Annotated in this window: 16 protein-coding genes; 7 read left to right on the top strand and 9 right to left on the bottom strand. The window is 41.1% G+C overall.

Annotation, left to right across the window (positions count from 1 at the left end):
* The 3 genes from DS2_RS10275 to fabB form a co-directional block, all read right to left on the bottom strand.
* Nucleotides 1-2296: FimV/HubP family polar landmark protein (locus tag DS2_RS10275; protein ID WP_326979547.1), on the bottom strand; the 2296-nt coding region annotated here is incomplete at its 3' end.
* 153 nt (nucleotides 2297-2449) lie between these two features.
* The gene (locus DS2_RS10270; protein WP_035014669.1) at nucleotides 2450-3601 is read right to left on the bottom strand and encodes a 4-phosphoerythronate dehydrogenase; all 1152 of its coding nucleotides are present in this window, start codon (nucleotides 3599-3601) and stop codon (nucleotides 2450-2452) included.
* Nucleotides 3602-3667: 66 nt separating this feature from the next.
* The gene (gene fabB / locus DS2_RS10265; protein ID WP_035014668.1) at nucleotides 3668-4882 is read right to left on the bottom strand and encodes a beta-ketoacyl-ACP synthase I; all 1215 of its coding nucleotides are present in this window, start codon (nucleotides 4880-4882) and stop codon (nucleotides 3668-3670) included.
* Nucleotides 4883-5007: 125 nt separating this feature from the next.
* Here fabB and mnmC point away from each other — a divergent pair, with 125 nt between their 5' ends.
* From mnmC to DS2_RS10240, 5 genes are all read left to right on the top strand, one after another.
* Nucleotides 5008-7047 carry an FAD-dependent 5-carboxymethylaminomethyl-2-thiouridine(34) oxidoreductase MnmC gene (gene mnmC / locus DS2_RS10260; RefSeq protein ID WP_035014667.1) on the top strand — a complete coding sequence of 680 codons (2040 nt, stop codon included), beginning with the start codon at nucleotides 5008-5010 and terminating at the stop codon, nucleotides 7045-7047.
* A 73-nt stretch (nucleotides 7048-7120) separates the two neighbouring features.
* Nucleotides 7121-7714, top strand: coding sequence for a DNA endonuclease SmrA (gene smrA / locus DS2_RS10255; protein ID WP_035014666.1), 594 nt, complete (start codon nucleotides 7121-7123; stop codon nucleotides 7712-7714).
* Between the two features lie 131 nt (nucleotides 7715-7845).
* Complete coding sequence (gene trxB, locus DS2_RS10250) at nucleotides 7846-8799, top strand: thioredoxin-disulfide reductase (protein WP_035014664.1); 954 nt, start codon at nucleotides 7846-7848, stop codon at nucleotides 8797-8799.
* An 80-nt stretch (nucleotides 8800-8879) separates the two neighbouring features.
* Nucleotides 8880-9587 carry a leucyl/phenylalanyl-tRNA--protein transferase gene (gene aat, locus DS2_RS10245; protein ID WP_035014680.1) on the top strand — a complete coding sequence of 236 codons (708 nt, stop codon included), beginning with the start codon at nucleotides 8880-8882 and terminating at the stop codon, nucleotides 9585-9587.
* Nucleotides 9577-10302, top strand: coding sequence for an arginyltransferase (locus DS2_RS10240; RefSeq protein WP_035014663.1), 726 nt, complete (start codon nucleotides 9577-9579; stop codon nucleotides 10300-10302). Before aat ends, DS2_RS10240 begins: the two co-directional genes overlap by 11 nt.
* A gap of 38 nt (nucleotides 10303-10340) precedes the next feature.
* Here DS2_RS10240 and DS2_RS10235 read toward each other — a convergent pair whose 3' ends face one another.
* Complete coding sequence (locus DS2_RS10235) at nucleotides 10341-13541, bottom strand: chondroitinase-B domain-containing protein (protein ID WP_035014662.1); 3201 nt, start codon at nucleotides 13539-13541, stop codon at nucleotides 10341-10343.
* 342 nt (nucleotides 13542-13883) lie between these two features.
* Between DS2_RS10235 and infA the strand changes: the two genes are divergently transcribed.
* Entirely contained in the window at nucleotides 13884-14102 is a 219-nt protein-coding gene (gene infA / locus DS2_RS10230) for a translation initiation factor IF-1 (RefSeq protein WP_016955625.1), read from the top strand.
* A gap of 76 nt (nucleotides 14103-14178) precedes the next feature.
* Here the strand turns inward: infA and clpA are convergent, their stop codons facing one another.
* Nucleotides 14179-16449, bottom strand: coding sequence for an ATP-dependent Clp protease ATP-binding subunit ClpA (clpA, locus tag DS2_RS10225; protein WP_035014661.1), 2271 nt, complete (start codon nucleotides 16447-16449; stop codon nucleotides 14179-14181).
* 39 nt (nucleotides 16450-16488) lie between these two features.
* Nucleotides 16489-16809 carry an ATP-dependent Clp protease adapter ClpS gene (clpS, locus tag DS2_RS10220; RefSeq protein WP_035014660.1) on the bottom strand — a complete coding sequence of 107 codons (321 nt, stop codon included), beginning with the start codon at nucleotides 16807-16809 and terminating at the stop codon, nucleotides 16489-16491.
* 226 nt (nucleotides 16810-17035) lie between these two features.
* Here clpS and cspD point away from each other — a divergent pair, with 226 nt between their 5' ends.
* On the top strand, nucleotides 17036-17251 hold the full coding sequence (gene cspD / locus DS2_RS10215) for a cold shock domain-containing protein CspD (RefSeq protein ID WP_035014659.1): 216 nt from the start codon (nucleotides 17036-17038) through the stop codon (nucleotides 17249-17251).
* Nucleotides 17252-17379: 128 nt separating this feature from the next.
* Here the strand turns inward: cspD and DS2_RS10210 are convergent, their stop codons facing one another.
* The 3 genes from DS2_RS10210 to pepN form a co-directional block, all read right to left on the bottom strand.
* Nucleotides 17380-18939, bottom strand: a complete 1560-nt coding sequence (locus tag DS2_RS10210; protein WP_035014658.1) for a hypothetical protein — start codon at nucleotides 18937-18939, stop codon at nucleotides 17380-17382.
* A 356-nt stretch (nucleotides 18940-19295) separates the two neighbouring features.
* Nucleotides 19296-19520, bottom strand: coding sequence for a DUF2835 family protein (locus tag DS2_RS10205; RefSeq protein ID WP_035014657.1), 225 nt, complete (start codon nucleotides 19518-19520; stop codon nucleotides 19296-19298).
* A gap of 25 nt (nucleotides 19521-19545) precedes the next feature.
* Nucleotides 19546-22146, bottom strand: a complete 2601-nt coding sequence (gene pepN, locus DS2_RS10200) for an aminopeptidase N (RefSeq protein WP_035014656.1) — start codon at nucleotides 22144-22146, stop codon at nucleotides 19546-19548.
* Between the last annotated feature and the right edge of the window lie 3 nt (nucleotides 22147-22149).

Here is a 22149-nt window from a genome sequence, read left to right as displayed (position 1 = left end):
CTGCTTCATCTGAATCTGCAGCAATGTCTGAATCTGGCTCAGCTTGTAATTCAACATCAGCTAATTCATCTGCTTCAGATGTTTCTTCCACTGACTGCTCTGCGTCTTCTTCGGTAAAGTCTTCCGTAAGTAGATCATCATCTATTTCGACCGAAAGTTCTTCGTCAGGTTCGCCTACTGACTGCGAATTTTCTTCTTCGCTAAGGTCTTCTGCTGATATTTCGTCTACTAAATCTGTTTCATCACCAACGAAGTCACTATCCAATGAGAGTTCTTGTGCATGTTTTTCTTCAGCACTCGGTTCGTCAGCATTATCAAGTTCATCTATCAATGCGTCTGCATCAAGTTCATCAATATCACTTGACGCAGTTTCATTGAGTAACGCATCTATGTCTATTTGTTCATCGTCGTCATTGCTGTCGTCGTCAACAATGTCCGAAGTTTCATGCTGCAATGCATCATTGGCTTCTTCTACATCACCGCTTTGTTCATTTTCTTCCAATAGTGCATCAATATCAATTTCGTCACTGGGCAGCGGCTCGTCTTCTTCAATCGCAATATCTGGTTCATCGATAAGCGCATCGTCATCATCCTCTGCCAGCATAGAGTCTAAATCGACATCTTCGCTCATTTTTGACTCATCAACTGGCTTATTGCTTGCCATATCTTGCTCTAGCAGCGCATCTAAGTCATCTAAATCGTCATTATCCAGTAAGTCATCAGCGTCAGAATCAGCGCCATCCTCTGCCATGTCATCTTCTGCACTGGCCAGTAACGAATCAATATCATCTTCGGATATATCGTCGTTGTCTTCCTCTGCGTTCTCCTGCGAACTCTCTAATAATGCGTCGATGTCTTCCGCTGCAATATCAACATTTGCATCATCTTTTTCTTGCTCGCCTGCCAATAACGCATCTATGTCATCTACATCAACGATAGAATCATCAGAATCGCCATTTTGCTCTAACAACGAATCAATGTCTTCAGCATCAACTAATGAGTCATCTGAATCAGAATCGACAGAGTCAAACAATGAATCTAGGTCGTCCTGCGACAACTCATCAGATTCTAAAGCTTCATTTTCTGATAAATCATCACCTAAATCTGCGCTAGCTTCTTCTAACAGTGCATCTATGTCGTCAGTATCAACATCTTCATCACCAATAATGTCATCTAACGATTGATCGAGTAGGTCATCTGCAAGTTCGTCATCCAAAGCACTATCAGGAACATCCAACAAATCATCATCATCTTCATAAACCAAACTGTCGCTTGACGTCTCTTCGTCTAATGGCGGAAGTAAGTCATCGTCATCGTCATCGTCTAAACGAATTTCTTCTGCAGCGCTTGACGAAGCCGGTGCTTCAGGTGTCGGCGGAGGTGGTGCTAGATTAAAATCATCTTCTGGCGCAAATTGCTCTGCGGCTTGCGCTGCTGGCTGTTCTGTTTTTTCATTTGAGCTGTTTCTTGATTTAAACCACCAGACGATTCCACCAATAATGAGCAGAGCAGGTAGACATGCAAGCAATATCATATACAAAATACTGTTGGACACAGCTTCAACAAATTGAGTCCAGCCGCTTTGATTTGCCTCTTCAATTTCTTTACGCTGTTGTTCTAGAAGCTCGTTTTGCTGAGTCAGCAGTTGCTCCATCTGCTGTTGGAGTAGGCTCCCTTGCCCAACCTGTTGCTTTAATGCAACTACTTCTTCGTTGACATTGGTGAGTCGATTCTTCAGCCTTTCATTTTCTTCCAATAAGGCTTGAATATTTTCCAGAGACGCGGCGAACTGATCTTTTAAAACAGAATAAGATTCAAGCTGAGCACGTTGTAGCTCGGATATTCTATCCTGTAATTGATTCGCAGCATTTTCTAAATCAGATTGTTTGGCTGTTTCTTGCCGTTTTTTCTCTTCAGGATCTGTCTTCGCGGCAATCAAACGCCGTTGTTTGTCAGCCCAAATCTCATCATCTAAATCTGATTTATTTTTTGCCGCTGTTTTGTTAACTTTCCTGATAGCCGCTAAAGTTGGCAAGTTAAGGACCGCGCCATTGCGCATACTATTCAAGTTATTGTTTACAAAAGCTTCAGGATTTGCCTGGTAGATAGCCACCATAACTTGATAAGTTGATAAACTTGGATCTGGCTTGTGTTGTGTTGCTATTTGCCACAATGTATCACTTGAACGAATGGGACCATAAGTCAGTCCTGACAGCCCATCGTCATTTTCTTTATCGCCTCGAATGCGCATTTCGGCATTAGCCTCTCCAGTCACCCCAATTGGGAGTAGGCTCACTGGAGCAGCCATAGCCAACAAGCATAATGTTGTTATACCGAAATTTTTTAACCCGCGCATTCTGTTAATGTCCTACCCTTTGGCGTTTTTTTGACGCATTTTTATAATTGTAAGCAATCCTTGTTCCATCAATGGATATTCAAACCTTTATTATTAACCATTGATTAAGCTGGTATTAAAACCTAGGTTAGTAAAGGTTGGATACAAGGTTTCGTCGCATTGAATTTTTAACGATGTTAGCTCTCGACGAATTGAATAATTACGGCGTAGCCTGTCGAAGCTCTCTGGTGATTTGGCTAAGCCCATACGAAAATCTAAATCATCGTTACGAATATCATAGACTAAATTCATCAAAGCTCTAAATTGCCGTTGACTCAATTGATATTTTTCAGTCAACACCATATGGTCTACCGCCATTGCTGGCAATAAATCCTGTAGTTTAATCTCTACTGGCAACTCTAAGCGCTCGCACATAATTTGGTATAAAATTTCGGTACCGCGCGCTTTTCCTTCCAAACTATGGCCAGCAATATGAGGTGTACCAAATTCTAGGAAGGGTAATAGTGCCATATTAATGTTAGGTTCATTTTCGAATACATCTAAAACAACTCTAAGTTCATGCCCTGATTGGAAGACTTCAACCAACTCAGCATTATTTATTACTTCACCGCGGCAAGCATTTATTAAAATAGTCTCAGGTTTTAGTTGTAGTAGCCTTTGCTTGTCGAACATATGGTGAGTTTTATGTTCGCCACTGTGCACATAAGGAACATGACAGGTTATAAAATCACACTTTAAAACCTGTTCAAAGGTTGCACTTTCAAAAGCACTTTCCAGCTGAGCTCTCACTGGGTCAAACTGTATGACCTCACAACCTAAAGCAGAAAAGCGTTTAACCAAACGCTTGCCGATTTGCCCCACACCCACTATCGCTACTTTTTTACTGTTTAAGTCAAAACCATATTTGTTCGCTAGATTGAAGCCACTGCTAATCACATAGTCGGCTACCGCATCGGCATTACAGCCAGCAGCAGGCGCCCATTCAACATTTCGTTGGGCTAAATAGTCAGCATCTATGTGGTTGTAGCCAGCAGTTGCCGTACCGACAAATTTGAGCTTGTGACATTTGTGTAAGAGTTTTTCATTAACCTTGGTTGTCGAACGGGTCAGTAAATAGTCGGCATCAGCAATGTCATCTGCTGTGACGGTTCGGCCAGAAAAGCGACTAATTTTGCCAAGGCTGGAGAAAAACGCTTCAGCATATAATAAGGAATCTTCAATAAAAAAATGCGGTTGTGCTGTCATGTTACACCTAAGGTTGCACCTTACTCTAAGCTTCACTTAGAGCTAAGGTACAATAATTGAAAAGATTTATTGTTCGAAACGCTTAAAGACTAAAGTAGCGTTTGTTCCACCAAAACCAAAGCTGTTAGACATAACAGTATTTAACTTTTGTGCTCTAGTTGCGGTCACAACATCTAAACCTTCTGCTTTTTCATCCAGTGTTTCAATGTTGATGGATGGCGCAATAAAATCATTCTCTAACATTAACAATGAATAAATCGCCTCGTGCACACCAGCGGCGCCTAATGAGTGACCAGACATTGCTTTTGTCGCACTGATGGCTGGCTTGTATTCACTAAATACAGCTTGAATGGCTTCTAATTCTTTGACATCACCAACCGGAGTAGATGTACCATGAGTATTGACGTATTCGATTTCGCCATCAACACTTGCCATAGCTTGTTGCATACAACGTATTGCGCCTTCGCCTGATGGTGCAACCATGTCATAACCATCAGATGTTGCACCATAACCAACGATTTCAGCGTAAATTTTAGCACCACGGGCAAGTGCATGTTCTAATTCTTCAACAACTAAAATACCGCCACCACCAGCGATTACAAAACCATCACGATTGGCATCATAGGTACGAGATGCTTTCTCTGGTGTATCGTTGTATTTAGTTGATAAAGCGCCCATACCATCAAACAAACATGCAAGCGTCCAGTCTAATTCTTCACTGCCACCTGCAAATACGACATCTTGTTTGCCTAATTGAATTTGTTCCCATGCGTGACCAATACAATGAGCTGAAGTCGCACAAGCTGAGCTCATTGAATAGTTAACACCTTTAATTTTAAACGGTGTTGCTAAACAAGCAGATGCAGTTGAACCCATAGTTTTAGTTACCATGTATGGGCCTACACGCCGAACGCCTTTTTCTCGCATAGTGTCTGCTGCAGCAACTTGGTTAGCCGAAGAAGCTCCACCTGATCCAACAATTAAACCTGTACGAGGGTTTGATACTTGCTCTTCAGATAAACCTGAATCAGCAATTGCTTGAGCCATAGCTACATATGCGTACCCTGCAGCATCACCCATAAATCTTAATTGTTTTCTGTCGATGTGCTCAGATAAATCAATATCAACATTACCCCATACCTGACTACGCATTTTAACGTCAGCAAATTGTTGAGAGTGTGTTATACCCGAACGGCCAGCTTTGAGTGAGTCTGTCACTTCTTTCGCGTTATTTCCGATACTTGAAACTATGCCCAGGCCTGTAATCACAGCTCTTTTCATATTAATCCTCTCATTTGTAGTCGCACCTATGTGCATGCTTACCATGTAATTCTTTTTCAAAGCTTCATATTATCGGTTAATTTAAAGTAAAATGCGATGCTTGATAGGCTTTTGAGCGCATAAAATTGACGAAAATTACTACCGCACAGATAGAATTTAGAGAAAATGGCACGCCAGTTTCACAAAGCTTCGACGATATTTACTTCTCTCGTGAAGACGGTTTAACCGAATCTATTGAAGTTTTTCAGCAAGGTAATAGATTACTAACTCGTTGGCAAGCCTGTGAAAAGTCAGTTTTTACTATTGCCGAAACTGGTTTTGGCACAGGTTTGAATTTTTTAGCGGTGTGCCAATCATTTAGCCAATTTATCCAGCAAAACCCTACGCATAAATTAAAACGTTTGCATTTTATTTCATTTGAAAAATATCCATTGGAAAAGCAATCATTGCGTCAAGCGCTAGCCAACTGGCCAAGTTTAGCACAATGGTCTGAACCGCTACTGAATCAATACCCGTATTTGGTTGCTGGGCCACATAGATTGCAGCTCAGCGCGAATATTCAATTAGATTTATGGATAGGCGACGTTCAAGACAGCTTGCAACAAATGCAAACTACAAAACTCTATCAAGTGGTTAAACCACCCTACTTTGGCGAGCAAGTCAGCCGCAAGCCAATCGGGCAAGGTTTTGTTGATGCGTGGTTTTTGGATGGTTTTGCCCCAAGCAAAAATCCAGATATGTGGCAACAAGGTCTATTTGAGCATATGGCGAGACTGTCGAGTGCCCATGGTTCGTTTTCAACTTTTACCGCCGCTGGTTTTGTTCGTAGAGGTTTAATTGCTGCGGGCTTCAAGGTAGATAAAGTGGCAGGGTTTGGTCGCAAACGTGAACGCATTCAAGGGTACCTCAACCAAACAAGTGCCAAGCCAGCTCCTGCTAAAACATCAAACATCGCAGTAATAGGTGGTGGTATTGCTGCCATTTGCACCGCCATGCAATTGCTTAAACGTGATCTCACAGTAGATTTATATTATCAACAACCTGCCAGTGGCGCGTCAGGCAATCAGCAAGGTGCCATTTATCCACTACTACAAAACGACCACAACAATCTAATTGAAGTTTATCTAAAAGGTTTTTACTACGCTAAACAGTTTTATCAAAACTGTTTAAATTTATTCGACTTTCCGCTTGAGTGGTGCGGTGTCGCACAACTTAATTTTTCCAAGCTCATTGCTGAGCGTCAGCAGGCGATAACCAGCAACCCATACTTTCCAGCCGAACTGGTGAAAGCTGTTGATAAACAAACACTGTCAAAGCTTTCTGGTATTCAGTTAGATACTGGAGGCATGTACTATCCAGATGGTGGCTGGATTAGTCCTAAGCATTTTGTTGAAGGCGCATTAGACTATTTACACAAACAAACACATGTCAATATCTGGCCACAACATCAATTGGTAGAGTTAACTTATCAAGGAGATAACCGCAGCTGGCAGCTTGATTTTCAGCTAGACAATAATGCTAAAATTCGCAAAAACTACGATAAAGTTGTGCTTGCCACAGGTCATCAGTTGGCACAGTTTAACGCCTGCGAGCATGTTGCCATAGAAGCGTTGCGTGGACAAGTAAGCCACTTAACGGCAACAACTGAGATGGCTAATCTTAAAACCGTTTTATGCCACAAAGGTTACATTACTCCCAACTGGCTTGGTGAGTATTGCATTGGCGCTACGTTTAGTCGCGATTTAGATTTAACTTCCAATGTAAAAGTGGATAATCACACCAATGTAGTTCAGCAACAAAAATTTTTACCAAACCAAGCTGATAATTTTTCCGTACAACGTATAGTCGGCCAAAGAGCGGCAATAAGAGCGGCGAGTCTCGACCACATCCCAATTATGGGTGAAGTACTGTCAACGGCAGAATTGAAATATTACCATGCAAAAAAAAATCGCCAGCGACCACCTGAATTGACCCCACAACAGCAATATTCAGGATTGTACCTATTATCAGGTTTAGGTTCTCGGGGATTAACAACGGCACCTTTGTTGGCTGAAACACTTGCTGCGACAATAGCAAATGAGGGGTTGCCACTGTCGCACAAGGTGTTTGAGGCACTTAACCCAAACCGCTTTTTTTATAGAGGGATAAAGCGCGGTTTGGTATAACAAGTTCTGGGTATGTGAACTTAAACCCTGTATCGGTGTAGTAGCGATAAACTTGAGTGGAATTTTAAAAATTATGCAACAAGATGATGATTGGAATTTGTTCAGCCAAGAAATGAGTGACATAAAGCCATTAGAACAAGATAAAGTACTGGTGAAATCCACCAACAAACAGCGCGCAGATCGACAAACTGCAACTGAACATCTAAACCAATTAAAGCAACAGCAAGCTATCGAACAACTGGGGTTAACCACTGGCTTTGTTGAACCTGTAGATCCTCACGACCCACTCGAATTTAAAAAAGATGGTGTTCAAGACGGTGTCTACAAAAATTTACGCCAGGCCAAGTATTCGATAACCAATCGACTTGATCTCAGGCAACTTAACATTGAACACGCCCGTGTCGCGCTATTTGAATTTATTCAACAAAGCCAAGCAGATAATCACAGATGTTTGTTAGTACAGCATGGTCTAGGTTTAAACAATCACCCTCACCCTGCTGTTTTAAAGAGTTATTTAAATAATTGGTTAAAATGTTTTCAACAAGTACTTGCTTATCATAGCGCCCCCAAACACCTTGGCGGCTTAGCGGCTACTGTAATTTTGTTAAAAAAGTCAGACGAGAAAAAGCGCGAAACCAAAGAGCGTATTCAAAAGCGATTAGGATAATTGTTTTTTTCGATTAGATTTTAGATTGATTGAGGTTAGACTTGATATAATCTTATCTAACCCCATTTGTAAAAAATCACTGCTGAATAAGGTACACTTAACAGCTTACATAAGAATTTGGAGAATAAATCATGAGTGACGCAAGACATTGCCGACTACTAATTTTAGGATCTGGCCCAGCGGGTTATACGGCAGCAGTTTATGCAGCACGAGCTAATTTAAACCCTGTATTAGTTACCGGTATGCAACAAGGTGGCCAATTGACCACTACAACCGAAGTCGAAAACTGGCCTGGTGATGCACATGACTTAACCGGCCCAGCACTGATGGAACGTATGCAGGCCCATGCAGAGCGTTTTAATACTGAAATTTTATTCGACCATATTCACACTGTAGATTTTTCTAAAAAACCCTACACTTTAGAAGGTGACGCGGGCAAATATACATGTGACGCCTTGATAATTTGTACTGGCGCTTCGGCTAAATATTTAGGCTTGCCATCAGAAGAAGCGTTCCAAGGGCGCGGTGTTTCTGCCTGTGCTACTTGTGATGGTTTCTTTTATAAAAACCAAAAAGTGGTTGTTGTTGGTGGTGGCAATACCGCAGTTGAAGAAGCATTGTATCTTTCTAACATCGCATCAGAAGTGCATGTAATTCATCGCCGCGATACCTTCCGCTCAGAGAAAATCTTAATAGATCGTTTAATGGACAAAGCGGAAAATGGCAACATTACCTTACACCTAAATAGAACCCTAGATGAAGTGCTGGGTGACGACATGGGCGTAACAGGAGTTCGCATTAAAGATACTCAATCAGACTCGACCGAAGAATTAGAAGTTGCTGGTGTATTTATCGCAATTGGCCATAAACCCAATACCGATATTTTTGCAGGCCAACTGGAAATGAAAGACGGCTATATCATTACTCAGTCTGGTCTGAACGGCAATGCGACTTCAACTAGTGTTGAAGGTGTGTTTGCAGCTGGTGACGTATGTGATCATATATACCGCCAAGCCATTACCAGCGCAGGCACTGGTTGTATGGCTGCACTAGATGCTGAGCGCTATTTAGACGCACAAAAGTAGACTGTTAGTCTACAAAGAGCTAGCTTAAAATAGAGTTGCGGTTGCCCGCAACTCTTTGTTTCCTGTATAGGAGGTGCCCAATAGCGCTCTATCAACTCGACCCACTACAAGTATACTTTCCACCCGCGCAGTTAGCGCTCGATTCGCCTAATGGCTTATTAGCAATTGGCGGTGATTTAACACCGGATTGGCTGGTAAAAGCGTATCAAAACGGTATATTTCCATGGTTTAACCTTGGCGAACCTATTTTATGGTGGAGTCCTGACCCTCGTGGTGTCATCCTACCAGCTGAAGTACATCCAAATAAAAGCTTGCGCAAATATTTAAGAAAAGCAGAGTTTAGCTATTCTGTTAATCAAGCATTTTCACAAGTTATCCAGAATTGCGCTACACTTAGACAAAAGACAGATGGTACTTGGATCACTGAAGAAATGATCCAAGCTTATATCCAATTGCACCAACAAGGTTACGCCCACTCCATTGAAGTGTGGCAATCGCAAAAATTAGTTGGTGGACTATATGGCATTAACATTGGTCGTTTGTTTTGTGGTGAGTCCATGTTTCATATTGTTTCGAATGCTTCTAAAGCTGCGTTTTGCTGTTTAGGCCAATTATGCCGACAGCTAGAAATTGAGCTGATTGATTGTCAAATGGTCAACCCTCATCTTGAAACTTTGGGCGTATACCAAATGCCCCGCGAGCAATTTTTAGCCAGGTTGCCAGAATTAACCCAAAAGGCTTTAGACAAAGATGCATGGAAAGCCAGAGAGCTAAGTAATGAGCCATAATATCCCAATTCAATTTGGCATTTCTGAAGAATTTGTCTGCGACTATTTACCTGATAATAAAGAACGTTTGCTCGTTGCTTTGGATAATATCGTCTACACGCCTGAGAATTACGAAAAGTTGATGGCCCTTGGGTTTCGACGCAGCGGCTATCAAGTGTACCGTCCGCATTGCCAACAGTGCCAAGCTTGCCAGTCGATTCGTATTGATAGCCAGACATTTAAACCAAGCAAGAGTCAAAAACGACTATTAAACAAAAACCGTGATATACAAGCTCGGATTGTTTATAAAGTAGCAGATAGCGATATATACTACCCACTATATCAAAAATATATTGAGCATAAACACGCTGATGGCAGCATGTATCCACCGTCGCTCGAACAGTTTAATAGTTTCGTCAAAGCGGCTTGGCTGGATATTGGTTTTCTGGAGCTGTCAGTCAATGGCAATTTAGTTGCTGTATCTGTGGTAGATGCCCTGCCAAATAGTTTCTCCGCTGTCTACACCTTTTACGATCCTTTGTTAGCCAATCGTTCATTGGGGACATTTGCGATATTGCAGTTAATTGAATTAGCCCGCATGTCGCAACGTCAATTTGTCTATTTAGGTTACCAAGTCGATGGCTGCAACAAAATGAATTATAAATCCCGCTTCTACCCTCACCAAAGGTTAGAAGCGGGCCATTGGATAAACATTCAAAAAACTAAAAAGAGTTAACCAAACCTGTGGCCAACTCTTACATTTGGCTGGATGTGTTAGTTATTCGCCGCGTTTTCTGATTCTATTGGTGACAAGGGATGAGACACCAAACGAATGTTATCAAAGTATGCTTCTGTCCCTTCAGCTGGCGCTCCTTGGTAGCTCAACTCAAATTGATCGACACGTATCTCGGTACCATTAGTCGTTTTAAACTGTGCAAACACGGTTAGTGATGTATGCGCACCTGTATTAAAGGTAAGTTGATCCCGATAGAAACTGTCGTCACCTTTAGTTGTCCCGGCCGATTTCAGTGCCGAATAAACAGATTCTTTATTAGCAACCCAGTCTGCTGTTGCGGTTATATCTGTATTTGATGAAACACCAAAAATTATCGACGAATCATCATCACTTTGTTTATACAAGTTATAGATAGACAATGTGTAATCAGTATTTGCCTCTACGGCAATTGTTTGCGCAATATAAGGGTTGTGAGGTGAACCAGTATCTGCACCAGAGTTCCACTTGAATTTTATCGAGCCATCCGCCCCACCAGCAGAGTTGCTGGATTCTTGAACTTGACCGATTCCTGTACCTTCAATTGTTATCCAATCATCGTCGCCATCATCAAAATTCGCATTGGCAATCGCAGCTTTATTAGACACCATATCATCTACACTTGCAGTAATAACTGCAGAAGTGGCATTACCTGAATTAAAGCTAACTGACTGGAAAGCATAAGAGCTGGCGTTGCGTTCCGCAGCGTAAGTTTTACCATCAACCGTTACCGCCAACTTTGCAGCGCCTTTCATAAAGGCTGACAGAGTATAATGAGTATTTGCAGTAAGCGTTACAGTTTGTGTGACACTTGCCGAGTTGCTATCGACTTTTAGACTGTTACCTCGCGAAAATACTTCATCGGCAGCTGACGTGATGGTCGCGCCATTATTTGTCCAACCGCTAAAGTCGCCTGAATCAAAATCATGGTTTACAATCGAAACTTTATCGACATAAACTTTGCCTGGTGTTGGACGATAATTCTTTGGACCAACATCAGCCGCAGTTAAAGGCGCTAATTGATTGCTAGCTGTTAACGCCTCATCTGCTCCAGCAGTTGTGCTATTGCTTCGAGTTTGTCCGTCCATGTCTATAGTCGGTGGATTAAAATCACCTAAATTGACAACTGCCGCAGCTAATACTGGGCTTTTATCACTCGGACGATACAATCCATCTGCAGCTTTTTCTAGTTCCACATCTAACATTGTAATACCTGTGACTGATGTCAGACTATCATCATCGGAAAAGGCTTGGCCAAATACATAATTACCATCAAAAGTTGAGTTGGCAGGCATGCCTTGTCCGTTAGTGCGAATCACAGGGCCAATTGCGTCAGCAATGATATTATTAACTAAATAAACATCCTGTGGAGCTGTATCGTTTTTTCCACCATACACATTTAAGCTATTGACACTATCGACTATGGTATTGTGCGCAATTAAAACATTTTCGACATTTTGATACCCATTATCTGTATCACCAGCATCATCCCCCGTGGTTAATACAATGCCACCGTTCCAATTTGAATTTAAGTAACGCGCACCTTCTACATAGTTATTGGTAACGATATGTCCGTCGTCAACCAAACGAATTCCACCAGCAAATGGATTGTCGTCACCAAATATAAAGTTGTTACTGATGGTCGCATTTGCACCATGCCGAGTTACTATAGAACCATTACTATCGCGCACAGTATTATTACGAATAATATTATTTGCTGATTTATTAGAAATAATTTCAGCTTCACCTTGGATCCGTTCAAAATAATTCTTTTCGACAACAGAATATGATGGCGCAGAGTGAGTAGTGCTTAAGCCTAATCGAATCGCTTCGTATTCATTATCACTGCTACCTGCGTATGCTTGGCCAAACGCTGGTGGTCTATCGCCAAAGTAATTGTGGTCGACCAAACCATAATCTGCTGTAAAGCCATTTGCATTGAAATCACTTTCTGAAGTCCAACGAGGAAAAACGAGTAAAGCACCACGAGATTCCTTACCAGAGAACCAACTATGATCAACGCGGTTGTAATGTCCATAAAACTCTATCCACTTTGAACTACTATAGTCGCCTGCATCCATATCAATTATTGATACTTCAGTAACGCGACAATAACTACATTCTGTTTCTTTTTCGAATTTGATAATGGAGCTACCGGATTCGCCGTCACGAAATACAAACCCTTGCAAAACTATGTGTTTGCCACCCAATCGAGCAGAAATTTCTCCATCAGTAATAATCGCTTTTCCTGGATTTTCGGCAGCAACCGTGATGGGCTTGTCTGGTGTGCCCATACCTTCAACACGCAGCTCAAAGTCACCAGTATATGTACCATCTGCTAAACACAATGTATCACCCGCAACTAGGTCTTCTGCGGCATCTTCTAAGTCTGCAACCGAATTAACAACCTGAGTACAATTGACGACAGGAACAGAGTCATCAGCTGTCAACGGTGTTGTATCCACTACCACAGGATCGACCCCAGTAATAGTGATAAGCAAATCAGCTTGTGTACCATCAACTGAACTAATACTAATGGTGTCGGTTAAGGTTTCACTCGCCGAAGAAAGCGCAGCAACATCAGATTGAGTCGTATCTAACTCGTATGTCCATTCTCCGTCTGCGTTAATAGAAAATGTTCCATAAGTCGTCACGACATCGTTTTGCGCAATTGCTGCTTCTTCGTTATCACCATCAGCATCATGGATATAAATCTCACCTTCAACATCAGAGGCAGTATTATTTGTTATGGTTTTGCTTAGGCCTGAAATTGAAGCAGGTGTATTGTTTGTAGTATCAATTCCAACAATGGTAATCACAATAATGTGATTAGTGCCATCGGCCGAGCTAATTGTTATATTGTCAGTTAAAGTATCACTTGACGATGATAAATTATTTACAAACGAATTATTGCTATCTAATTCATAAGTCCAAGTGCCTTCTTTCGACAATGAAAAGTTGCCATACGAAGTGGCGACTTGTTCCATTGCAACAAAATATGCTTCACCAGAATCAGGGTCTGAAACCGTCAGTGAACCGGCTATATTTGAGCTAGCATCAGCCGAAATAGACTGTTGACTATCACCACTAAACGTCGCCTGGTTATTCCCATCATCGATGTTTCCTTCATCGTCAGCTGAATTAAAATCCAAACAGCCAGTCAGTGACATCAACATTGTGAGTGTGATTAAGTTTTTGTTCATTAGAATTTTCCTTTGTTAGCGTTGCTTATAACTGCACGTTGTTTTCCTGATCATTTCTTATACATCCCAAATAATGATCAGAACAAAAATACAACAACTATAAAACAAAATAAACAACTTTTGACTTACAAAACAAAATGACAAACAAAAACTAAATCAAAACAATAAAAAACCAATTGTCAGACAACTATTTTCAATCATATAAATTAACCTACTTGCATTTAACTGGCTGTTTAAATATTAATGGAGAAAAAATCAGCTAAAACTTTACATACGAGGCGGCTTAGGGCATGATCTGCGCGATTTTTTTGAATGAGCTAATTTACTGAGGTTTTTAACTGAATGGCTAAAGAAGATTGCATTGAAATGCAAGGTACGGTTTTAGATACCTTACCTAATACTATGTTTAGAGTAGAACTAGAAAATGGGCATGTGGTTACAGCTCATATTTCTGGCAAAATGCGTAAAAATTATATCCGTATTTTGACTGGCGATAAAGTAACCGTTGAAATGACACCTTACGATTTGTCAAAAGGTCGTATCGTTTTCCGTCAGCGTTAATTCTACTTCTGAAGCTTCAGTTCGGTGCCTCACTTGTAATAACAGTGAGGCACATGAATGACTTAACCTTATAACTTTAATGAGTTTCAGCTAAGTCTTTTTCACTTTCAAACTGAAACGCCAGTTCATCACCATTGACCGTAATGGTGACAGCACCACCTTTACTAAGCGCACCAAATAATAGTTCGTTGGCTAAAGGTTTTTTCAAGTGCTCTTGGATAACTCGTGCCATTGGCCTTGCTCCCATTGCTTTATCGTAACCTTTAGTCGCTAACCACTCTCTAGCATCACTTTGTAAATTAAGTGCTACACCTTTTTTATCTAAGAGGCCTTCAAGCTCGGCAATAAATTTGTCGACCACTTGAACAATTATTTCTGGTGATAAATGATTAAACCAAATAATACTATCCAAACGGTTTCTAAACTCAGGCGTAAATGTGCGATTTATTTCGTGCATTGCATCAGTGCTATAATCTTGCTGATTAAAACCAATAGATTTACGCGTCGTTTCTTGCACACCCGCATTAGTTGTCATAACAAATACGACATTTCTAAAGTCAGCTTTGCGTCCATTGTTATCGGTTAATGTGCCATGGTCCATCACCTGCAACAAAATATTAAACACATCAGAGTGTGCTTTCTCAATTTCATCAAGCAAGACCACTGAATGTGGGTGTTTAATAACCTGATCGGTTAACAAACCACCTTGCTCATAACCAACATAACCCGGAGGAGCACCAATCAAGCGCGAAACGGCATGCCTCTCCATATATTCAGACATATCAATGCGGATAAGTTCTATTCCCATAGCTTTTGCTAGCTGCTGAGTGACCTCTGTTTTACCCACACCAGTTGGACCCGCAAACAAGAAGCTGCCTATGGGTTTAGTTTCATCACGTAAACCGCTGCGCGACAAACGAATAGCTGCAGTTAAAGTTTCAATTGCGTCGTTTTGTCCAAACACAACCATTTTCAAGTTGCGTTCCAGATTTTGCAGAACAGCTTTATCTGAAGAAGAAACTGATTTCTCCGGAATGCGTGCTATTTTCGAAATAATGTGCTCAATATCTGCAACATTAATGGTTTTTTTGCGTTTACTAACTGGCATCAATCGCTGATTAGCACCCGCCTCGTCAATGATATCAATGGCTTTGTCAGGTAATCGGCGTTCATTAATATATTTTGCAGATAACTCAACCGCTGCTCTCACCGCTTTGTTGGTATAACGTACACCATGATGCTCTTCATAGCGTGATTTTAACCCCAATAAAATTTTAGTGGTGTCATCAATTGTTGGTTCAACCACATCAATTTTTTGAAAACGTCGCACTAATGCTCGGTCTTTTTCAAAGATGCCTTGAAATTCTTGATAAGTTGTTGAGCCGATACATTTAATTTTGCCACCAGACAATAATGGTTTTAACAAGTTAGATGCGTCCAACACCCCACCAGAGGCCGCACCAGCGCCAATAATGGTATGGATTTCATCAATGAACAAAATTGCTTGTTCATCTTTTTCTAGCTCTTTAAGCAAAGATTTAAAGCGTTTCTCGAAATCCCCACGGTACTTAGTTCCAGCTAACAAACCGCCCATGTCTAATGAATAAATGGTCGCTTGCTCAATCACTTCGGGGACATCGCCATTAACAATTCTATAGGCCAAACCTTCGGCAATGGCAGTTTTGCCCACCCCAGCTTCGCCGACTAACAATGGGTTGTTTTTCCGGCGACGACACAACACCTGAATCGTTCGCTCAAGTTCTTGGTCACGACCAATAAGAGGGTCAATTTTACCGGCTTCCGCCTCTTTGTTTAGATTAGTCGAAAACGAGCGCAGTACACTACCCGACTCGACAGATTCAGATGTTTCTTCGGCATCAACTGATGGCGGCTCAATAGAATCTTCACCTTCAGTTTTTTTAATACCATGCGAAATGAAATTCACCACATCTAAGCGAGAAACGTCTGCTTTTTTCAGCAAATATACCGCTTGAGATTCTTGTTCACTAAAAATTGCCACCAATACGTTAGCACCAGTGACTTCTGACTTCCCAGAGGACTGGACATGAAAAACAGCTCGCTGTAAAACGCGTTGGAAACCCAAAGTTGGTTGAGTTTCTCTCTCTGAGTCGTCCTCTGGAATAACAGGTGTTGTTTCTTGAATAAAGTTATTGAGGTCTTGCTCAATCTGCTCTATTTGCGCCCCACAAGCAACCAAAGCTTCTCGTGCGGCTGGATTATTCAATAGCGCTAATAACAAATGCTCTACCGTCATAAATTCATGGCGGTGCTCTCTGGCATCACGAAAAGCTTCATTCAAGGTTGTTTCTAAATCTTTATTTAGCATAAGGTACTCCACAGGGTAACAATGTTTGCGTCCTTACCATTACGCTTGTTCCATAGTGCACATTAAAGGGTGCTGATGTTCACGAGCATATTGATTGACTTGCGCAACTTTAGTTTCTGCAATTTCAAAGGTGAATGTACCGCATACACCTTTGCCCTCGTAATGAATCGTCAACATTATTTGATTGGCTTTTTCTATGTCCATTCGAAAAAACTTCATTAATACATCTACCACAAAATCCATTGGTGTATAGTCGTCATTATTGAGTATCACTTTGTACATCGGCGGCGGCTTGACCGCTTTACGTACAGCTTCTTGTAATTCTCCTTGGTTTGGATCTGTGTTAGTAAATTTACTCATAACTAAAATATAGCTCGCGTTTGACCGAATGCATAACGATTTTATCTTAAAGTTGCAATATACACTTTTTTTTAAATTTTGTTCTAATTTAACTTGACTGATTGCATATTTTATCTACAGTTTGATATGTAGTCGTTAAACTGAATTTCAAGTGGTATCAGAAAACGGCTGTTTAGAGACGATATAATTTATCGACCCTGTTCAAGATTCAGAAGGAATTAGTAGTATGGCTACAGGTAAAGTGAAATGGTTCAACAACGCTAAAGGTTTTGGTTTCATCGTACCGGAAGGTAAAGATGATGACGTTTTTGCTCATTATTCAACAATTAGCATGGACGGCTACCGCACGCTAAAGGCAGGCCAAGAAGTTGAGTTTGAACTTGAAGAAGGTCCTAAAGGGCTTCATGCAACTAATATCAAAGTATCTGATATGGTTAAATAACCTTTAGGTTAATCAGCTATCTGATTTAACTTGAAAAAAGCAGCTTAAGCTGCTTTTTTTATATTCGCAACAAATTATGTATAAAAATAAAGGCATTAGCTTACCAATGCCTTTATTTTAAAATATTGCTAAGGTGCTGGCCAACCATATGGAATCGTTGGTACATTTATCCCCCTAGCTTGTAGACCTTGTGGTAGTGTATGAGTGGTGTCTGTCGGGCTCCATAAATCACTGGTAAACGATAGAGAAGCGTCTTCGGCAATTATGTCACCTAAGGTGCCACTGGCATCAATATCAAACACAAAGTTTGTTAAGCCATCATATTCACAGCTACTAGTCGGCGCATATTCTATGTTTGCTCTATGGTCTGTACCCATATAAACTCGGCTTGATTCATCATATTCAAACGCTTGCCGTTGTGTCGCTGATATTAAACCGTGGCTAGCGCCAGGCGCTGCCCAGTTACAAATAAAACCTTCAATCCAACCGTCAGTGTTTTCAATTTGTTCACCATAACCAAAGTGGCCTTCGCCATTGGCTAAATCAGGATCGTTTATTCCAACCAACAATATCCGGCTGTTTGAATCATTAACCCCAGCTTGCCACGCATATGCATAGTCGCCTTCGATAGTTGAAACATCAAATTCAGCACCAAAAATACTGAAATTTTCACTCCAACCATCAGCATTGCTGCTACTAGCATATTTATTGCTCGGATCAACTATGCCATCTGCATCAAAGGTATTTGCAACACTGTGTCCACATAACGTGGCCGCCCGAGCTTGCATTGACATACTGTCACCATCTCGATCATATGAAAGAGAGCCCGCCAAGGTACGCTCGCTCTGTTGGCAGTTACCACCTGGAAATTGAATCCTACTAACAGTTTCATTCCCTTCAACCAAATACTGTAAGTTTCCTTGGTATACATCAAAGTCAGTTGTCGGCTCGTGGGTCATTTGTAACCAAATCGCATAGTCTTGCCCATCAACTCTGTAATCCAAATCGACGGTATAAGTCCATACCCCAGCGTTTTTGCTGATACTCGCATCATTAAAACTAACATCCATTATGCCTTGATTATCCATTGCAACGGTCAAATCTAAGTGTTCACCATCTTCTGGCAAAGTCTCACCTTCACTGTTGGCAACAGACACTAAACTTGCCAAAGTCATCAAAGCCATACGAGAACGAGCTTGTACACCGCGTAACAAACTGTTGGTTTGTGCTACCACACAAGCTTGCCCAAATTCATTTTCAACCAGCCAAATACCCAGATCACCGCCTGGCAAGGTACCATCTTCCATGTCGGACGAAGTTGCATCAGGATGCCCCTGAAAAGTCACCTGCGGTCCAAAACATTCGGCTCTACCGCCTGTTCGATAAAATGAATCAACATTAAACTCGTCGCGCAATGGCGTTGTACCATCCAATACGCGCCCAATCCGCTTAGTTGCCCATATATAATGCGGAATAGTGCCACCACCTCGTTTAGCTGTGCTGGTTGTTTGCGAGCTATCAGCTTCATCTGCAAAGGGTGACGCAACCATTAAACCTGTTGGGAATACTTTGTCACCTTGAATAGTGGTTTGTTCATCAGACGTTTCATCGTCTACGCGAACATCGAGCGAACAACCTGCTGTCAATAAGCCAGCAGCGATTATAGAAAGTTTATATTTATTATTCATCAGCATACCTTTAGATATTGTTCCAAACACATCTTTATTACGAATATATTTAACCTGAACTCTGGATAACAACTTGCTTTCTAGGGGCTATTTATCCTTATAACAGCGTTGACTTTGCTAGTAATAGCCAGCTATTACGTACACAAACTCGCCTTGCTCTAAGCATAATTATCTCCCTAGAAGGGTTATTAATAAGCTTTACTAGACATTACAACGTATTAGCTAACTTGTTATCCAAAGTTCAGGTTATTTAACTTTAATCCAGATTGAACAAATTGCGATTATTTCGTCAGATTATTGCTAACTTTGCCGCAATTTGACGATAGAAAATAGTGAAAGTGCCAATATGAGAACCATTACCTCAAGCGCTCAAACGCAATCGCTTTGTGGTTTTGATCGGTTAACAAACGAAAGCGTCCGTATATGCCTCGGCTATTGATATGTTGCTTAAGCAAGTTGATAGGTACTTGAACACGTGTGCCGTTTTCTGCGACCAACACGACGTCAAAAAAGGAGCCAGAGTAAAGACTCTGGCATTCGGTGTAACTGACATCCAAAGTAAAAAAATAGCTACTAAGCATTTTGATTCACTGCTGAATAAGATTGTTATTGTTGCAACGCCTTGGATATTTTTTCAAACAAGTCTTTAGAAAGTTTAGGTAGTTCAGCTAACTTAGCCAGCTCTTCACGAATGATTTGAATACGCGCATCGTCTAATTTGGAAAATTGAATTAAAGGCGTGATCATTCGAGCTGCGACTTGAGGGTTAATGGCATTCATTTTTTGAATAACCTGTGCTAAAAAACGATACCCTCGCCCACTACTGTGGTGGAACTGCACTGGATTAAACATAGCAAATTGTCCAATTAAAGCTCTAACTCGATTTGGATTGTTCCAGTTAAAATCAGGGTGAGATTGCAATTGTTCAATCTTGTCCAAAATATCATCTACATCTTGGCGTGCTTGCACTGCAAACCACTTATCCATAACCAAAGCATCTCCACGCCATTGTTGATCAAAGTGCTGGATGATCCCAGCAAACAGTTCTCCGCCAATAATGCTTGCAGCAGACATTGCCGCTAACTTATCTGTCATATTATCCGCTGTTTGATATTGTTGATTAACCAATTCAACTAGCGTTATATTTTTTGTCGATTTAGCATTTACCGCCAACAAACCAAGGCAAGCATTGGCCAGTGACCGCTGGGCAATCGCATTTTGGCTATATTGATATTTGCCTATATGATTTTGCTGATAGCAGCTTTGTAACTCAGCTTGTAAAGTACTCGCTAACATGTTTTTTAGCGCTTTTTGTGCATCAATTACCGCATCAATTGTCGCACCACTGGCGATTTCTAATAAACTATTGACACTAGGTACCGACAGAATTTCTGCCAATAAAGCTTTGTCTGTTTGGTCATCCGCCATCAATGCTTTGATGGTATCACCTATAACCGTTGGAAACTGATAATTTTGATTTGTGATTTTAGCAAGCAAGTGTTTATTGTATAGCGCCTGCATTAATTCCCACTTGGTGTATTGACTGGTTTCGGCAGGAATGAGGCACGACAAAGCTTCATCAGAATAATTGTATGATAGTTTAACAGGCGCTGAAAAATCACGTAACAAACTAACATATGGTTGGCTCGCAACTGCGAACTCAAAAGTTTGTTGTGCTTGGGTTAGATGTAAAACTTGTTCGGCTCCACCTGCAATATCCGTTAATAGCTGACCTTGCGCGTCAAAAAATGCCACATTAACTGGTATATGCAAGGGCAATTTCTCTTGCTGGTCGGCTGTCGATGGGGTGTGTTGCGCCAATGTGACACTGAGTGTGCCATTAGAGTAACGGATATCTGCTTTTACCTCTGGTGTACCACTTTGGCTATACCAACGCTTAAATAATGACAAGTCGGCATTGTTGGCATCCTGCATGGCTGCAACAAAGTCATCGCAAGTAACAGCTTGTCCATCATGGCGCTGGAAGTACAATTTCATGCCAGCTTGAAAACCTTGTTCGCCGACAATACTGTGCATCATACGAATGACTTCTGCACCTTTATCGTATACAGTCACTGTGTAAAAATTATTCATTTCTATGACTGATTCAGGCCGTATCGGATGTGACATAGGACCAGCGTCTTCAGCAAATTGATGCTCACGCATAACCTTAACTTGATGTATACGGTTTACTGCTCTAGAGCCTAAATCCATGCTAAATTCTTGGTCTCTAAATACGGTTAAACCTTCTTTTAGGCTTAGTTGGAACCAGTCACGACAAGTTACTCTGTTACCTGTCCAATTGTGGAAATACTCGTGTCCCACAATTGATTCAATACTTAAATAATCAGCATCTGTCGCACTGTCTTGGTCGGCTAAGACACATTTAGAGTTAAATACATTTAAGCCTTTGTTTTCCATCGCCCCCATATTAAAGAAGTCGACTGCAACTATCATATATACGTCTAGGTCATACTCTAAACCAAAACGTTGTTCATCCCATTGCATTGAAGTCTTTAATGAGCTCATCGCATGTGCTGCGCGTTTTAAGTTACCTTTGTCGACAAACAACTCTAGTTTAACTTCACGTCCCGATTTAGTTGTGTAAGTATCTGCCAAACAATCAAAATCACCAGCAACCAGTGCAAACAAATAACAAGGTTTTGGAAATGGGTCTTGCCAAGTCACTTGAGTGCGGCCATCGCTGAGCTGCTGCTCTGCAACTTTGTTACCGTTGGATAATAAATACGGAAACTCCGATTGGTCTGCAATTATATGTGTGGTAAATACCGCCAGCACATCAGGGCGATCTTGATAATAGGTTATTTTACGAAAACCTTCCGCTTCACACTGAGTACAGTATGCTCCAGCAGACAAGTACAAACCTTCAAGCGATGTATTGTTTACAGGATCAATCTCTGTTTTGATGGTTAATTCGAAGCTATCTGGTAAATTATCAAGCTGCATAGCTTCATCCGTGAGCAGGTAATCGCTCGCCGCTAGCGCTCGACCATCCAGCAACACACTGAGCACTTTTTGTTGTTCACCATTTAAGATTAAGCAGGTTGCAGTTGGATTCGCTTTTTTATAGTGAACTTTTGATTCAACTAAAGTTTTTTCTGCTAACAACTCTACTGTAAGTTCAATGGTGTCCACCAAATAGTCTGGTGCTTGATAATCTTTTAAATACTTAGCTTGCATTGTCATAAC

The sequence above is a fragment of the Catenovulum agarivorans DS-2 genome, assembly GCF_000568405.1.
Classification (GTDB): Bacteria; Pseudomonadota; Gammaproteobacteria; order Enterobacterales; family Alteromonadaceae; genus Catenovulum; species Catenovulum agarivorans_A.
This window is presented reverse-complemented; position numbering and strand designations above follow the sequence as displayed.

Coding starts and splice junctions, on each gene's coding strand:
- DS2_RS10270 (WP_035014669.1), bottom strand. CDS start 3,601: ATGACAGCACAACCGCATTTTTTTATTGAAGATTCCTTATTATATGCT.
- fabB (WP_035014668.1), bottom strand. CDS start 4,882: ATGAAAAGAGCTGTGATTACAGGCCTGGGCATAGTTTCAAGTATCGGA.
- smrA (WP_035014666.1), top strand. CDS start 7,121: ATGCAACAAGATGATGATTGGAATTTGTTCAGCCAAGAAATGAGTGAC.
- trxB (WP_035014664.1), top strand. CDS start 7,846: ATGAGTGACGCAAGACATTGCCGACTACTAATTTTAGGATCTGGCCCA.
- DS2_RS10240 (WP_035014663.1), top strand. CDS start 9,577: ATGAGCCATAATATCCCAATTCAATTTGGCATTTCTGAAGAATTTGTC.
- DS2_RS10235 (WP_035014662.1), bottom strand. CDS start 13,541: ATGAACAAAAACTTAATCACACTCACAATGTTGATGTCACTGACTGGC.
- infA (WP_016955625.1), top strand. CDS start 13,884: ATGGCTAAAGAAGATTGCATTGAAATGCAAGGTACGGTTTTAGATACC.
- clpA (WP_035014661.1), bottom strand. CDS start 16,449: ATGCTAAATAAAGATTTAGAAACAACCTTGAATGAAGCTTTTCGTGAT.
- clpS (WP_035014660.1), bottom strand. CDS start 16,809: ATGAGTAAATTTACTAACACAGATCCAAACCAAGGAGAATTACAAGAA.
- cspD (WP_035014659.1), top strand. CDS start 17,036: ATGGCTACAGGTAAAGTGAAATGGTTCAACAACGCTAAAGGTTTTGGT.
- DS2_RS10210 (WP_035014658.1), bottom strand. CDS start 18,939: ATGAATAATAAATATAAACTTTCTATAATCGCTGCTGGCTTATTGACA.
- DS2_RS10205 (WP_035014657.1), bottom strand. CDS start 19,520: ATGCTTAGTAGCTATTTTTTTACTTTGGATGTCAGTTACACCGAATGC.
- pepN (WP_035014656.1), bottom strand. CDS start 22,146: ATGACAATGCAAGCTAAGTATTTAAAAGATTATCAAGCACCAGACTAT.